The sequence below is a fragment of the Pseudomonas sp. R25(2017) genome (genome assembly GCF_002112565.1).
In the GTDB taxonomy this organism is placed as follows: Bacteria; Pseudomonadota; Gammaproteobacteria; order Pseudomonadales; family Pseudomonadaceae; genus Aquipseudomonas; species Aquipseudomonas ekonensis.
The window spans coordinates 1-15,201 of sequence record NZ_NEHZ01000007.1; the positions used below are offsets into that span (position 1 = coordinate 1).

Sequence of the window (15,201 nt, forward strand, 5' to 3'; positions counted from 1 at the left end):
CAAACTGGCCCGGATCGTATTCGCCCTGCTCAAAGGACAAAGCGAATATGAACCGAAAGCAGGCTGAGGGCTTTGCCTCAACCATAGAATCTCCCACAGTTTTCAGCTGCACCACAACCCCTGTGGGAGCCAGCCTGCTGGCGATGGCGTCAGTGAGAGCGCCGCTGCGCCCCCAGGGGATTCAGCGAACCACTCCCTCTTCGATCAACAGCTTGAGGATCGCCTCGGCCCCCGCCTGGGCACTGACGCCCTTGAGCACCTGTCCACCCCCGCCGCTGGCCTTGGCCGTGGCGGCCTTCATCCGGTCGGCGCCGCTCTTGGCCTTGATCACCTTCAGCCGCTTCGGGCGCGGCTTGGCCGGTTGCAGCGTCGCTGCCGCCAACAGGCCGTCGTCCACCACTTCGACGTCTTCAGGTTGCAGCACACCGCGCCGGGCCGGCCCGTAGGCGCTTTGCCGCGGCTTGGGCGCGGCGTTATCCACAGTGGCCAGAAACGGCAGGCGCACCTTCAGCCGCCGCCGCTGCCCGCGCGGCAGCGCTTGCAGCACCAGCGCCGAGCCGCCGTCGATCGATTCGACCTGCGCCAGCCCCACCACCAGCGGCCAGCCCAGCCCTTCGGCCAGCAGGAACGGCAGCATCCCCGAACCTTCGCCGGTTTCCGCCTGGCTGCCGGTGAGCACCACCTGGGCCCCGGCCCCGCGCAGGTAGTCGGTCAGCGCCGGCAGCGCGTCCGCCCCCGCCGGCTGTTCCAGCACGTGCATCTGCTCCAGGCCCATGCCCAGGTAGGCGCGCAGCGCAGGCTCGGCGATGTCGCCGGCGTGCAGCACTTGCAGGCCGTCCCCGGCCAGTTGCAGGCCCAGCTCCACGGCCCGGGCGTCCTGCTCGGCGCGGCGCGGCCGGCCCGAGGTCGGGTGGGCGCCGATTGAAACCAGACTGATGACTTTCGCGTTCATGACCCTTTCCTCAAGCCGCATCACGTTTGGCGCCGTTGCGCCAGGCTTCCACCGCCGCGATCAAGGCCTGCAGGACCTCGGCGCTCTCGCCGATCACCGACAGGTCGGCGCGCTTGATCATGTCGCAGCCGGCGTCGAGGTTGATCGCCACCACCTTGTCGCAGGCACCGATGCCTTGCAGGTGCTGGATCGCCCCGGAAATCCCCACCGCCACGTACACCCGGGCGGTGACCCAGGTACCGGACGCGCCGACCTGACGGTCGCGGGACATGAAGCCATCGTCCACCGCCACCCGCGAAGCGCCTTCGGTGGCGCCGAGGGCGGCGGCCGTCCTGTGGAAAAGATCCCAGTCCTTGACCCCGTTGCCGCCGGAGAAAATGAACTCCGCCTCGGCCATCGGGATCGCCGCCGGATCCACCGCCACCGCGCCCAGATCCTCAATGCGCGACAGGCTGCGGGCAACGCTTGTGGATAACTCCACCGGCAACGCTTCGTGGCGGGTCTCGCTGACCGGCTCGGCGCATTCGGCCGAGGCCAGGATCAGCCGCGCCAGCGGCCGGACGAGGTCCTGCAGGCCTGCCCCGGCGCGGCCGGTGCATTCCTGATCCTTGACTTGCCACACCCGCGTCGCCGGGCGTTCGCCCAGGGCTGCGGCAAAGCGCCGGCCCAGTTCGCCGCCGCCGCTGCGGCTGTCGGGCAGCAGCCAGTGGCGCGGAGCGAACTGGTTATCCACAGCCCGCAGGCCCTGCACCCGTTGCTCCGGTGCATAACCGTTGAATTGCTCGCCTTCGAGCACCAGCAGGCGGTCGACGCCCGCCGTGGCGAAGGCGCTTTCCTTGTGCTCGCCGAACACCACCGCCAGCACCGCGCCGTCCTGGCCGGCCAACTGACGGGCCAGGCCCAGCAGGTCGCGGTCGTGGCTGCTCAGGCGGCCGCCGACCATGTCCGGCACCACGCTGATGTAGAACGCCGGTGTCGGCACCTGGTGCAGCGGCAACTGCACTTCCACGGCGGCCGAGCGCTTGGCCGCCCCGCCCTGCTGGGCACCGCTGCGGTCGATGCGCTTGATGCCGTTGGGGCCGATGAAGCCGATGCCGTGGGGGTTCTTGCGGACGATCCCGTGGGGGCCCATCCAGCTGTGCTGCGCCGGTTGCATGGCTGCGTGCAGCGGATGCAGACGGTTGCGTGCGATCCATTCGGCGCGCGGATCGCGGCGGATAATGTCGCTCATCAGTGGGCCTCCGCAGGTTCACGTTTGGCCGGGGCGGCGGGCTTGCCCGAGGCGGACTCCTCCAGCAGCGCGTCGGCCACCAGTTCGGCGATGTCCTTGATCAACGGACGCGGTTCGACCACGCCTTCGAGCATCGCCGTGCACTGCGGGCAACCCACGGCCACCAGGGCGGCGCCGGTTTCGCGGATGTCTTCCATGCGCATGTCGGGGATCCGCTGCTTGCCCGGAATGTCGGTGATCGGCGCCCCGCCGCCGCCGCCGCAGCAACGCGAACGGAAGCCGGAACGCTGCATTTCCTTGACCTCGATGCCCAGGGCCCGCAGCACCTGGCGCGGCGCTTCGTACTCGCCGTTGTAGCGGCCCAGATAGCACGGGTCGTGATAGGTCACGCTGTCGCCCTTGTGCTGGCCCAGGTTCAGCGCGCCGTCGCCGATCAGTTCCGCCATGTAGGTGCTGTGGTGCTGCACCAGATAGTTGCCGTCGAAGGCGCCGTACTCGTTCTTCAGCACGTGGAAGCTGTGCGGGTCGCAGGTGACGATGCGGTTGAAGCGGTACTTGGCCAGGGTCTGGATGTTGCGCTTGGCGAGCAGTTGGAATGTCGCCTCGTCGCCCAGGCGCCGGGCCACGTCGCCGCTGTCGCGCTCTTCGAGGCCCAGCACGGCGAAGTCGATCTTCGCCGCCTTCAGCACCTTGACGAAGGCGCGCAGGGTGCGCTGGTTGCGCATGTCGAAGGCACCGTCGCCGACCCAGAACAGCACGTCGGTGGATTTCTTCTCGCCGAGCACGTCGAGGTTCAGGTCCGCCGCCCAGTTCATCCGCCCGCCCGGGGCGAAACCGCCGGGGTTGTCGGTGGCGATCAGGTTCTCCAGGACCTCGGCGCCCTTGTTCGGGGTCGCACCCTTTTCGAGGGTCAGGTGACGGCGCATGTCGACGATGGCATCGACGTGCTCGATCATCATCGGGCATTCCTCGACGCAGGCGCGGCAGGTGGTGCACGACCACAGGGTCTCGGCGTCCACCAGGCCGTTGACGATCGGCTGGTGCGGGTTGCCCGAATGCTCGCCGACGGGCTTGCCCGGATACGGGCTGCCGGCGAACTTCGCGTCGCTGCCGCCGGCCAGGCCGACGACCATGTCCTGGATCAGCTTCTTCGGGTTCAGCGGCTGGCCGGCGGCGAACGCCGGGCACGCCGCTTCGCACTTGCCGCACTGCACGCAGGCGTCGAAGCCGAGCAATTGGTTCCAGGTGAAATCCTTCGGTTTCTCCACGCCCAGCGGCGCATCCGGATCGTTGAGGTCCAGCGGCTTGAGGCCGGTGGAGCGACCGCCGCCGAAGCGTTCGGCGCGGCGGTGCCAGGCCAGGTGCAGGGCACCGGCGAAGGCGTGTTTCATCGGTCCGCCCCAGGTCATGCCGAAGAACAGCTCCGACACGCCCCACAGCACACCGACGCCCAGGATGGCCGCCAGCACCCAGCCGCCGAAGTCCTGCGGCAGGATGCCGGCCACCGGCAAGGTCACCAGGAAGAACGAGGCCGAGAACGCCAGCAGGCTTTTCGGCAGGCGCATCCACGGGCCTTTGGACAGGCGCGACGGCGGGTCGAGCCGACGGCGGTAGACGAACACCGCGCCGACGAACATCACGGCTGTCATCAGCAGCAGCGCGTAGCCGAGGATGCGGTTGTGCAGGCCGAAGCCGTGCACCAGGATCGCCAGCACGATGGACGCCACCGCCCCGCCCGCCGTGGCGACGTGGGTGTTGGCGATGTATTTGTCCCGCGCCACCACGTGGTGCAGGTCGACCATGTAGCGCTTGGGCATGGCGAACAGGCCGCCGATCAGGTCGACCTTCGAGGCACGGCCCCGGCGCCACATGGCCACCCGCCGCAACGCGCCCAACACCGCGAGGGCGATGGCCGCGAACAGCAGGATCGGAAGAAGGGTGTTCAACATGGTGAAGCTCCCACCAGTACAGCCTGGAGAAACACGGTCTGCGGTTACTGTGGGAGCGGGCTTGCCCGCGAATGCATTCTGTCAGTCACATTTTCATCGACTGATCCACCGCTATCGCGGGCAAGCCCGCTCCCACAGGGTTGTGTGCAAGTCTTCAGAAGTCCTTGCACAGCCGCAGCGCGTCATAGATCGCCGCATGGGTGTTGCGCTGGGCCACGCAGTCGCCGATGCGGAACAGCAGGTAGCCGTCCCCCGCCTGGCTCAGCGATGGCTGCGGCTGGATCGCAAACAGCGCCTCGACGTCGATCTGGCCCTTGTTGCGCGAGCCTTCCTTGAGCGCGTAGTAGATTTCTTCGTCCGGGCGCACGCCGTTCTCGACGACCACCTGATCCACCACCCGCTCTTCCTTGGCGCCGGTGTATTCGTTCTCCAGCACCGCCACCAGCTTGTCGCCCTCGCGGTAGACCTTCTCCAGCATCATGTCGCCGGTCATGATCACTTCCTTGGGGTACATGCTGCGGTAGTAGGTCGGGAACGACGTGCCGCCGATGGCCACGCCCGGCTTGATGTCGTCGGTGACGATCTCGACCTGGCTGCCCTTGTCGGCGAGGAAGTCGGCGACCGACATCCCGGTGAACTCGCAGATGGTGTCGTAGACCAGCACGTTCTTGCCCGGCGCCACCTTGCCGTCGAGCACGTCCCAGCTGCTGACCACCAGCCCTTCGGCGGCGCCCCAGTGCTCGTTCTGCTCCAGGTACGGATGGCCGCCGACGGCGAGCACCACGATGTCCGGACGCAGATCCATGATGGTCGGCGCATCCGCCGCCACGCCCAGGCGCAGGTCGACTTTCAGGCGCGCCAGCTCCAGCTGGAACCAGCGGGTGATGCCGGCGATCTGGTCACGCTGCGGCGCCTTGGCCGCCGTGGTGATCTGGCCGCCGATGAATTCCTTCTTCTCGAACAGGGTCACGTCGTGGCCGCGCTCGGCCGCCACACGGGCAGCTTCCATCCCTGCCGGGCCGGCACCGACGATCACCACCTTGCGTTTCGGCCCTGCCGACTTCTCGATGATGTGCGGCACGCCCATGTATTCGCGGGAGGTCGCGGCGTTCTGGATGCACAGCACGTCCAGGCCCTGGTACTGGCGGTCGATGCAGTAGTTGGCGCCCACGCACTGCTTGATCTGGTCGACCTGGCCCATCTTGATCTTGGCGATCAGGTGCGGGTCGGCGATGTGGGCGCGGGTCATGCCGACCATGTCCACGTAGCCGCCTTCGAGGATGCGGGTGGCCTGGTTCGGGTCCTTGATGTTCTGCGCGTGCAGCACCGGCACCTTGACCACTTCCTTGATCCCGGCCGCCAGGTGCAGGAAAGGCTCCGGCGGATAGCTCATGTTGGGGATCACGTTGGCCAGGGTGTTGTGGGTGTCGCAGCCCGAGCCGACCACGCCGATGAAATCGAGCATGCCGGTGTCGTCGTAGTACTTGGCGATCTGCTTCATGTCCTCGTGGGACAGGCCGTCCGGGTGGAACTCGTCGCCGCAGATGCGCATGCCCACGCAGAAGTCGTCGCCGACCTCGGCGCGCACGGCCTTGAGCACTTCCAGGCCGAACTTCATGCGGCCCTCGAAGGTGCCGCCCCATTCGTCGGTGCGCTTGTTGACCCGCGGGCTCCAGAACTGGTCGATCATGTGCTGGTGCACCGCCGACAGCTCGACGCCGTCCAGGCCGCCGGCCTTGGCCCGGCGCGCGGCCTGGGCGTAGTTGCCGATCACCCGCCAGATCTCTTCCGGCTCGATGGTCTTGCAGGTGGCGCGGTGCACCGGTTCGCGGATGCCCGACGGCGACATCAGGGTCGGCCAGTTGTAGCCGTCCCAGCGGGAGCGGCGGCCCATGTGGGTAATCTGGATCATGATCTTGGCGCCATGCTTGTGCATGGCGTCGGCCAGGTTCTGGAAGTGCGGGATGATCCGGTCGGTGGACAGGTTCACCGAACTCCACCACTGCTGCGGGCTGTCGATGGCCACCACCGACGAACCGCCGCAGATCGCCAGGCCGATGCCGCCCTTGGCTTTCTCTTCGTAGTACTTGACGTAGCGCTCGGTGGTCATGCCCCCGTCAGTCGCATAGACCTCGGCGTGCGCGGTGCTGAGCACGCGGTTGCGGATGGTCAGTTTGCCGATCTGGATCGGCTGGAACATTGCTTCGAAAGCCATGGCGGATTCCTCGACTTACAACGGCTTGACGGTGAACAGGCCGTCGTCGTGGCCTTCTTCGGAACCGCCGTAGACCTGCTCGGCCACGGTGCGGACCTTGCTGCCGCGGGCGGCGAGGATCTGGTCCATGGCACCTGCGAACCAGCCGGTGAACATGTAGTCGACCTTGCGCCCGACCTTGCCGTACACATAGACGAACGCCGAGTGTTCGAGCTTGACGCTGGCGGTGCCCTTGTCGAGGTCGATGTCCTGGATCTTGAACAGGCCCCAGCCGCGCTGCGACAGGCGCTTCATGTAGTGCTCGAACACCGCGACGCCTTCCAGGCCGTGGCATTCGGCTTCTTTCTCGCACCAGTGCCAGGCGGACTTGTAGCCGGCCTTGTAGAGGATCTCGGCATAGGCTTCGGCGCCCAGCACTTCCTCGATGCCCATGTGGTTGTTGACGAAGAAATGGCGCGGCACATACAGCATCGGCAGGGCGTCGGACGTCCAGACACCGGTCTCGCTGTCGACTTCGATTGGCAATTGCGGGGCGATCTTGGCCATGGAAACTTAACTCCAGAAAAATTTTGGTGTTGCCCCCGGCGCGGACGGCCGGGGGAAAGTATTCGGGAAGCGGCTTACTCGCCCCAGACGTCCTTGAGGACGTTCACCCAGTTCTCGCCCATGATCTTGCGCACCACCCGCTCGGAGTGGCCGCGCTTGAGCAGGGTTTCGGTCAGGTTCGGGAACTCGCCGACGGTGCGGATGCCCAGCGGGTTGATGATCTTGCCGAAGTTGGTCAGGCGGCGGGCGTAGCCCTTGTCGTGGGTCAGGTACTCGAAGAAGTCCTGGCCGTGGCCCTGGGTGAAGTCGGTGCCGATGCCGATGGCGTCTTCGCCGACGATGTTCATGGTGTATTCGATGGCTTCGGCGTAGTCGTCGATGGTCGAATCGATGCCCTTGGCCAGGAACGGCGCGAACATGGTCACGCCGACGAAGCCGCCGTGGTCGGCGATGAACTTCAGTTCCGCATCGGACTTGTTGCGCGGGTGCTCCTTGAGCCCCGACGGCAGGCAGTGGGAATAGCAGACCGGCTTCTTCGATTCGAGGATGACTTCCTCGCTGGTCTTGGAGCCGACGTGGGACAGGTCGCACATCACACCGGCGCGGTTCATCTCGGCGACGATCTCGCGGCCGAAGCCCGACAGGCCGCCGTCGCGCTCGTAGCAGCCGGTGCCCACCAGGTTCTGGGTGTTGTAGCACATCTGCACGATGCCCACGCCCAGCTGCTTGAACACCTCGACGTAGCCGATCTGGTCCTCATAGGCGTGGGCGTTCTGGAAGCCGAAGAGGATGCCGGTCTTGCCCAGCTCCTTGGCCTTGCGGATGTCGGCGGTGGTGCGCACCGGCATCACCAGGTCGCTGTTCTCGCGGATCAGCTTCTGGCTGGCGGCGATGTTGTTGACCGTGGCCTGAAAGCCCTCCCACACCGACACGGTGCAGTTGGCCGCCGTCAGACCGCCCTTGCGCATGTCTTCGAACAGCTCGCGGTTCCATTTGGCAATGATCAGACCGTCGATAACGATGCTGTCGGCGTGTAGTTCGGCTGGGCTCATCAGGCTGTCCCCTTATTGGCGATTCCTGCGCCGAATCGTCTGCCGGCGCTTTGGGGCCAGCATATGCCTAGGGCCCGGGTCGTTCCGGTGCAAAAACGACAGGGGAATCACCGAAAGCGTCAATCCGCGACAAAGGGTCGCCGACCGGCCCGACCGGCCACCTGTTCAAGGCCGCGAGCTTGAGCCAGAATCTTGCGCATCTCGCACACACCACTGGATTAGAGCGGCGACCCCAATGAAATCGATCTTCCTGGCCCTGGCCCTGATTGCGACCGGCGCACACGCCGCCGAAGAGTCCGACAGCAACCCGTGCGACGCGGTGGAAAACGACGTCCAGACCCTGGAATGCTCCACCTACAGCCGCACCACCGCCGAAGACCTGCTCAAGGACAACTACAAGAGCCTGAACGAGCGCATGCAGACCGCCTACGGCAAGAACGCCGGGCAACTGGCCGACATTACCGCCAAGATCAAGTCCGCCCAGCAGCAATGGCTCAAGACCCGCGACGCCGACTGCGCCGTCGAGGCCTTCCCGGCCACCGAAGGCAGCAAGGCCTTCAAGATCGCGCAGAACGACTGCGTGGCGCGGATGAGCGACGAGCGGTCGGAGTTTCTGGAGTCGATCGGGCAGGAGTGAGGCCGGTTCCTGCGCCTGCGGCGCGGGAACCGTGCGTCCCGTCCTCAGGGCGCCATGAAAGGCGATTTGAAGGGGCGCTTGTGCAACTGCTTGACCGGCGAGTATTCGTAGCCCAGATCCTGAATGTTCAAGACATGCCTCACCGTCCTTGTCCAGGGCGCGAGCGCATCATCGATGTTGTGGCCGGGCGGCCCCTCCATGACCGGCGCGTAATGGGGCGCCCACTGCGGGTGGTCCAGTGCCATCTGCGTCTGCCACTCGGCCCAGACCTTGTCGATGAAGCAATGGTGCAGGAAAAACACCGGATCTTCAGGCGAAGTCATGGCCAACATGTTGCCACCTATCCACAGGTGGACGCGGTTGTGCAATTGCGAACCGGCAGTGGTGACCTGCGGATCGCCCCGCCGCGTGACCCACCCTTCCAACCGGTTGCGGAACCCTCGGGTATACGGCCCGGAATCGTAAGGCGGTGTGTCGTACAGCCACTCGTCCATCGCCATTTGCACATCGGCAAGCGTCGGCAGTGATGCGACTGAAACACCGAACTGACGCTTGAGGCCAGGTTCCGTCTCTCCATTTTCGGGATAGGCTGGAACCGGCCAGTTTCCGTACTGATGGGCAAAGGGCCCCGTCTGCACCCGGTCATGATCGCCTCGGTCTCCATTGCCGCCCATCCATAGCTCTGACCAGATCGGCGAGTTCTCCGGGTCGTCGGCGTCTTCGGTCCAATCCCAGTACGGCAAGGCGACATCGGGGCTGACGGTGCGCAAGTCGGACTCGAACTGCATCAGCATTTCCCGGTGCCAAGGCAGAAACGCCGGACCAAGGTGCGCGCCGTTCCGGTACTCGGGATCCTGCGGCTCCCATGGACGCACCGTCGGCACCATCATTTCGTGATGCCAATGCACATAACGGTCATAGCGCCCTATTCGTTTGAGCTCCAGAACAGCCCTGATGTAGTCCGAACGCTCCTCGAACGTCAGCGAACGAACGTTTTTCCTGATGATCATGGCACGACTCCTTTGCCTGAGGCAGCTTTCGGCCGAAGGTGGCTTCACGCCAATCTAAGAGGCATGAACGCAGGCGACCACTGTCACAAGTAACAGGTCGATCTTGTTTTCAGATGAACGGTCGACCCTGCCGGAAGACGCGTCGAGGGACACTTCCAGGACGATCCGGACAGCCGCAGGGCAGCCGAGACGGCATTCGGCGACGCACCCCGTCGCCTGGCGCTGTAAGCTGCACGCCTCAGGCCAATCAAAGGATTCACATGAACATCTGCGGCATCGAAATCAAAGGCAGCGAAGCGATCATCGCCGTGGCGTCCCTTGACGGGGCGAGCCTTCACCATGTTGCGCTGGGCACCAAGAAAATCGCCCTCGACGATGACGACGAGACCGCCAACGTCCGGCTGTTCGCCGCGCAGGTGGCGTCGTTCGTGCGCGAGAATTCGATTGATCGCATTGCGATCAAGAAGCGCAGCAAGAAGGGCGAGTTCGCCGGCGGGCCGACCACGTTCAAGATCGAGGGCGTGTTCCAGTTGCTGGATGGCTGCGAGGTGACGCTGCTGTCGCCGCAGACCGTCAACGCCCAGGCCAAGAAGCACAACGTCGAGCTGCCGGGCACGCTGAACAAGTATCAGCACGAGGCGTACAGGACGGCGTGCGCGGCGTTGCTGAAGAAGTAACCTTTCCTTCCCGGCCACTGCCGGTCAATTGTGGGATCCCCGCCCACCACGCAACCTGTAGGAGCTTGCCTGCAAGCGATGAGGCCGGCACTGCCGACATCCCGATTGCCTGACTCACCGCCATCGCCGGCAGGCCGGCTCCCACATCGGTCTTGCGTGCAGTCACTCAGGCCTGGGCGGTGCGCCGGTCTTCCCTTGGGCAGCGGGCAAACCGTGCCCGGTAGCTGCGGGTGAAATACGACGGCGATTCGAACCCGCAGGCGATGCTGACCTCCAGCACGCTCATGTCGGTCTGGCGCAGCAGTTGCCGGGCCTTCTCCAGCCTCAGCCGCAGGTAGAAATTGCTCGGCGTGTCGTTCAGGTGCAGGCGGAACAGCCGCTCCAGCTGGCGCCGCGTCACCTTGATCGATTCCGCCAGCTCCAGGGTGGTCAGCGGCGGTTCGCTGTGCTGTTCCATTTCGCCGATCACCTGCACCAGCTTCTTGTTGCTGATGCCGTAGCGCGTGGCGACTTCCATGCGCTGGTGGTCTTTGCGCGGACGGATCCTTCCCAACACAAATTGCTCGCTGACCTGGATCGCCAGTTGCGCGCCGTGGGCCTGGGCGATCAGGTCGAGCATCAGGTCGATGGACGCGGTGCCGCCGGCCGAGGTGATGCGGCGGCGGTCGATCTCGAACAGCTCCTGGGTGACGCTCAACTGCGGATAGGACTCCCGGAAGGCGTCGATGGCCTCCCAGTGCAGGGTCAGGCGGTGGCCGTCGAGCAGGCCGGCCTCGGCCAGGACGAAGCTGCCGGTGTCGATGGCGCCCAGGGTCACGCCTTCGTTGTCCAGGCGCCGCAGCCAGTGCTCCAGCGCGGGGGTGGCGAACTTCAGCGGCTCGAACCCGGCCACCACCAGCAACGTCGCGCCTTTCTTCAGCGGCTCCAACGCTGCGTCGGCGTTCACCGACATGCCGTTGCTCGCCAGCACCGCTCCGCCGTCGGCGCTCAGCACGTGCCAGCGGTACAGCTCGCCGCGAAAGCGGTTGGCGACCCGCAGCGGCTCTATCGCGGAGATGAACCCGATGGCCGAAAAACCCGGCATCAACAGAAAGTAGAAATCCTGGGACATGGCGCGCACTCGGTGGGCGGGTAGCGTGCAACGTTGATACGCCAGTTGTCGGCGGCATTCAAGAGGACAGGTCGCTGCAGTGCAAGAGTCGGTCGCCGCAGTGCGTTTTCGCCGGCGCGTTGCTGCGTAGTTTTGGCATCACCGGCGCAACAGACACCGGGCCCCACAATAACGACCTGCCGAGGAACCCGACATGAAACGACTGATCAGCCGCTGCGTCCTTTCACTCAGCGCCACCGCCTTGTTGAGCACCGGCGTCATGGCGGCCGAGCCCGCCGCGTGCCAGAACGTGCGCATGGGCGTGGTCAACTGGACCGACGTGATCGCCACCAGCGCCATGGCCCAGGTGCTGCTCGACGGCCTCGGCTACAGCACCAAGCAGACCAGCGCGTCCCAGCAGATCGTCTTCGCCGGGATCCGCGACCAGCGCCTGGATCTGTTCCTCGGCTACTGGAACCCGCTGATGACCCAGACCATCACTCCGTTCGTCGACGCCAACCAGGTCAAGGTGCTCGCCGAGCCGAGCCTGAAGGACGCCCGCGCCACCCTCGCCGTGCCGACCTACCTGGCCGACAAGGGCCTGAAGACCTTCGCCGACATCGCCAAGTTCGAGAAAGAGCTGGGCGGCAAGATCTACGGCATCGAACCGGGCTCCGGCGCCAACACCCAGATCAAGGCGATGATCGCCAAGAACCAGTTCGGCCTGGGCAAGTTCCAGCTGGTGGAGTCCAGCGAGGCCGGCATGCTCGCCGCCGTGGACCGCGCCGTGCGCCGCAAGGAGGCCGTGGTGTTCTTCGGCTGGGCGCCGCACCCGATGAACGTCAACGTGCAGATGACCTACCTGACCGGCAGCGACGACGCCCTGGGCCCGAACGAAGGCATGGCCACCGTCTGGACCGTCACCGCGCCGAAATACGCCGAGCAGTGCCCGAACGTCAGCCGCCTGCTGAGCAACCTGACGTTCAGCGCCGAAGACGAGAGCCGCATGATGCAGCCGCTGCTCGACCACAAGGACGCCTTCGAATCGGCGAAGCAATGGCTCAAGGATCACCCCCAGGACAAGCAGCGCTGGCTTGAAGGCGTCACGACCTTCGACGGCAAGCCGGCCGCCGAGAACCTCCAGCTCACCAGCAAATAGACCGCAACCGAAAAACCGTTCCGCAGCCCGCCGCGGGCTGCGGACAGCCCCCTCACGCCTGAAGGAAACCGCACCATGAACCACGACGTCATCATCACCTGCGCACTCACCGGTGCTGGCGACACGACCGCCAAGAGCCCCCACGTGCCGGTCACCCCGAAACAGATCGCCGCAGCCGCCGTGGAAGCGGCCAAGGCCGGCGCCACGGTCGTGCACTGCCACGTCCGCGACCCGCAGACCGGCAAGTTCAGCCGCGACGTGGCGCTGTACCGCGAAGTGATGGAGCGCATCCGCGAAGCCGACGTCGACATCATCGTCAACCTCACCGCCGGCATGGGCGGCGACCTGGAGATCGGCCCGGGCGAGCGGCCGATGGAGTTCGGCCCGAATACTGACCTGGTGGGCCCGCTGACCCGTCTGGCCCACGTCGAAGAGCTGCTGCCGGAAATCTGCACCCTGGACTGCGGCACCCTGAACTTCGGCGACGGCGACACCATTTACGTCTCCACCCCGGCGCAGCTGCGGGCCGGCGCCAAGCGCATCACCGAGCTGGGCGTGAAGGCCGAGCTTGAGATCTTCGACACCGGCCACCTGTGGTTCGCCAAGCAGATGATCAAGGAAGGCCTGCTCGACAACCCGCTGTTCCAGCTGTGCCTGGGCATCCCGTGGGGCGCCCCGGCCGACACCACCACCATGAAGGCCATGGTCGACAACCTGCCGGCCGACGCGGTGTGGGCCGGCTTCGGCATCGGCCGCATGCAGATGCCGATGGCGGCGCAAGCGGTGCTGCTGGGCGGCAACGTGCGGGTCGGCCTGGAAGACAACCTGTGGCTGGACAAAGGCGTGCTGGCGACCAACGGCCAACTGGTCGAACGCGCCACCGAAATCCTCAGCCGCCTCGGCGCCCGCGTGCTGACCCCGGCCGAGGGCCGCCAGAAAATGGGCCTGACCCGGCGCGGCTGATCCACCCCTTTCCCCCTGTGGGAGCGGGCTTGCCTGCGAAGAGGCCGGTACGCCGCAAGCCTCTTCGTCAATCGACCCGACGCGTTCGCGGGCCGGCTCGCTCCCACAGTTTTTTAAGCCCACTTCAGGACATCAGCATGAGCTTTATCACCGACATCAAAACCTTCGCTGCCCTGGGCAGCGGTGTCATCGGCAGCGGCTGGGTGGCCCGCGCCCTCGCCCATGGCCTCGACGTCGTGGCCTGGGATCCGGCGCCCGGCGCCGAAGCGGCCCTGCGCAAGCGCGTGGCCAACGCCTGGGGCGCGCTGGAGAAGAACGGCCTGGCGCCCGGCGCCTCGCTAGATCGCCTGCGCTTCGTCGCCACCATCGAGGAATGCGTACGCGACGCCGACTTCATCCAGGAAAGCGCCCCGGAGCGCCTGGAACTGAAACTGGAGCTGCACAGCAAGATCAGCGCAGCGGCCAAGCCGAACGCACTGATCGGCTCCAGCACGTCGGGCCTGCTGCCCAGCGAGTTCTACGAGAGTTCGACCCACCCGGAACGCTGCGTGGTCGGCCACCCGTTCAACCCGGTCTACCTGCTGCCGCTGGTGGAAGTGGTCGGCGGCAAGAACACCGCGCCCGAAGCGGTTCAGGCGGCCATGCAGGTCTACGAGTCCCTCGGCATGCGCCCGCTGCACGTGCGCAAGGAAGTGCCGGGCTTCATCGCCGACCGTCTGCTCGAAGCGCTGTGGCGCGAGGCGCTGCACCTGGTCAACGACGGCGTGGCGACCACCGGCGAGATCGACGACGCGATCCGCTTCGGCGCCGGCCTGCGCTGGTCGTTCATGGGCACCTTCCTGACCTACACCCTGGCCGGCGGCGATGCGGGCATGCGCCACTTCATGTCGCAGTTCGGCCCGGCACTGAAGCTGCCGTGGACCTACCTGCCGGCACCGGAGCTGACCGACAAGCTGATCGACGACGTGGTGGACGGCACCAGCGACCAATTGGGCCGACACAGCATTTCGGCGCTGGAGCGCTATCGTGACGATTGCCTGCTGGCGGTGCTGGAGGCGGTCAAGGCCACCAAGCAGAAGCACGGCATGAGTTTCAGCGAGTAGGCCCCGCAGACCGAGGCCAGCAGTACCGGCCCCTTCGCGGTCCAGCCCGCTCCCACAGTGGGATGTGGTTCCCTGTGGAAGCGGGCTGGCCCGCGAAGGCGGCCGTCCACTCACCCCTTTTGCCGGAGCCAGCAGCATGCCCGCCCTCACCACCTACCAGACCCGCATCCTCCCGGAGTGGGTCGACTACAACGGCCACCTGCGCGACGCCTTCTACCTGCTGATCTTCAGCTACGCCACCGACGCCCTGATGGATCACTTGGGCATGGACAGCGGCAACCGCGAAGCCAGCGGCCAGTCGCTGTTCACCCTCGAACTGCACCTGAACTACCTGCACGAAGTGAAGCTCGACGCCGAAGTCGAGGTGCGCACACAGATCATCGGCCACGACCAGAAACGCTTGCACCTCTACCACAGCCTGCACCTGAGCGGCGGCGACAAGGCCTTGGCCGGCAACGAGCAGATGCTGCTCCACGTCGACCTCGCCGGCCCCCGTTCGGCGCCGTTCAGCCCGCCGACGCTGGAGCGCCTGCAAGCCCTCGTCGCGGAACAGGCCGACCTGCCCGCGCCGGAGTACATCGGCCGGGTCATCGCCCTGCCCCCCGCCCGGTAAACCC

The 15,201-nt window shown here is 66.0% G+C and carries 14 protein-coding genes; 6 read left to right on the top strand and 8 right to left on the bottom strand.

Features of this window, described 5'->3' with window-relative positions; translation table 11 throughout:
• Positions 1-181 precede the first annotated feature (181 nt).
• The 6 genes from CAG31_RS10485 to CAG31_RS10510 all read right to left on the bottom strand — a co-directional run bounded on the left by CAG31_RS10485 (position 182) and on the right by CAG31_RS10510 (position 7,945).
• Complete coding sequence (locus CAG31_RS10485) at positions 182-952, bottom strand: electron transfer flavoprotein subunit beta (RefSeq protein ID WP_085580647.1); 771 nt, start codon at positions 950-952, stop codon at positions 182-184.
• 10 nt (positions 953-962) lie between these two features.
• A complete protein-coding gene (locus CAG31_RS10490; protein WP_085580649.1) occupies positions 963-2,183 on the bottom strand; it encodes an electron transfer flavoprotein subunit alpha/FixB family protein in 1,221 nt (406 codons plus the stop codon).
• On the bottom strand, positions 2,183-4,132 hold the full coding sequence (gene dgcB, locus CAG31_RS10495; RefSeq protein WP_085580651.1) for a dimethylglycine demethylation protein DgcB: 1,950 nt from the start codon (positions 4,130-4,132) through the stop codon (positions 2,183-2,185). The genes CAG31_RS10490 and dgcB overlap by 1 nt, the downstream gene beginning before the upstream one ends.
• Positions 4,133-4,286: 154 nt before the next feature.
• The gene (gene dgcA / locus CAG31_RS10500) at positions 4,287-6,347 is read right to left on the bottom strand and encodes a dimethylglycine demethylation protein DgcA (protein WP_085580653.1); all 2,061 of its coding nucleotides are present in this window, start codon (positions 6,345-6,347) and stop codon (positions 4,287-4,289) included.
• Positions 6,348-6,362: 15 nt separating this feature from the next.
• Positions 6,363-6,893 carry a DUF5943 domain-containing protein gene (locus tag CAG31_RS10505; protein ID WP_085580655.1) on the bottom strand — a complete coding sequence of 177 codons (531 nt, stop codon included), beginning with the start codon at positions 6,891-6,893 and terminating at the stop codon, positions 6,363-6,365.
• 74 nt (positions 6,894-6,967) lie between these two features.
• Positions 6,968-7,945: a dipeptidase gene (locus tag CAG31_RS10510; protein WP_085580657.1), complete on the bottom strand. Its 978-nt coding sequence runs from the start codon at positions 7,943-7,945 to the stop codon at positions 6,968-6,970.
• 235 nt (positions 7,946-8,180) lie between these two features.
• On the opposite strand from CAG31_RS10510, the gene CAG31_RS10515 reads away from it, so the two are divergent.
• Positions 8,181-8,582, top strand: a complete 402-nt coding sequence (locus tag CAG31_RS10515; RefSeq protein WP_085581200.1) for a lysozyme inhibitor LprI family protein — start codon at positions 8,181-8,183, stop codon at positions 8,580-8,582.
• Positions 8,583-8,626: 44 nt separating this feature from the next.
• On the opposite strand, the gene CAG31_RS10520 is transcribed toward CAG31_RS10515, so the two are convergent.
• On the bottom strand, positions 8,627-9,592 hold the full coding sequence (locus CAG31_RS10520; RefSeq protein WP_085580659.1) for a tyrosinase family protein: 966 nt from the start codon (positions 9,590-9,592) through the stop codon (positions 8,627-8,629).
• Positions 9,593-9,852: 260 nt separating this feature from the next.
• Here CAG31_RS10520 and CAG31_RS10525 point away from each other — a divergent pair, with 260 nt between their 5' ends.
• Positions 9,853-10,269 (top strand): DUF3010 family protein, encoded by a 417-nt coding sequence (locus CAG31_RS10525; RefSeq protein WP_085580661.1) that lies wholly within the window; start codon positions 9,853-9,855, stop codon positions 10,267-10,269.
• Positions 10,270-10,435: 166 nt separating this feature from the next.
• Here the strand turns inward: CAG31_RS10525 and CAG31_RS10530 are convergent, their stop codons facing one another.
• The gene (locus tag CAG31_RS10530; RefSeq protein WP_085580663.1) at positions 10,436-11,380 is read right to left on the bottom strand and encodes a GlxA family transcriptional regulator; all 945 of its coding nucleotides are present in this window, start codon (positions 11,378-11,380) and stop codon (positions 10,436-10,438) included.
• A 193-nt stretch (positions 11,381-11,573) separates the two neighbouring features.
• Here CAG31_RS10530 and CAG31_RS10535 point away from each other — a divergent pair, with 193 nt between their 5' ends.
• The 4 genes from CAG31_RS10535 to CAG31_RS10550 all read left to right on the top strand — a co-directional run bounded on the left by CAG31_RS10535 (position 11,574) and on the right by CAG31_RS10550 (position 15,197).
• Positions 11,574-12,518: a choline ABC transporter substrate-binding protein gene (locus tag CAG31_RS10535; protein WP_085580665.1), complete on the top strand. Its 945-nt coding sequence runs from the start codon at positions 11,574-11,576 to the stop codon at positions 12,516-12,518.
• Positions 12,519-12,593: 75 nt separating this feature from the next.
• The gene (locus CAG31_RS10540; protein ID WP_085580667.1) at positions 12,594-13,481 is read left to right on the top strand and encodes a 3-keto-5-aminohexanoate cleavage protein; all 888 of its coding nucleotides are present in this window, start codon (positions 12,594-12,596) and stop codon (positions 13,479-13,481) included.
• Between the two features lie 137 nt (positions 13,482-13,618).
• Positions 13,619-14,584: an L-carnitine dehydrogenase gene (locus tag CAG31_RS10545; protein WP_085580669.1), complete on the top strand. Its 966-nt coding sequence runs from the start codon at positions 13,619-13,621 to the stop codon at positions 14,582-14,584.
• A gap of 136 nt (positions 14,585-14,720) precedes the next feature.
• Positions 14,721-15,197: a thioesterase family protein gene (locus tag CAG31_RS10550; RefSeq protein ID WP_085580671.1), complete on the top strand. Its 477-nt coding sequence runs from the start codon at positions 14,721-14,723 to the stop codon at positions 15,195-15,197.
• Positions 15,198-15,201 lie beyond the last annotated feature (4 nt).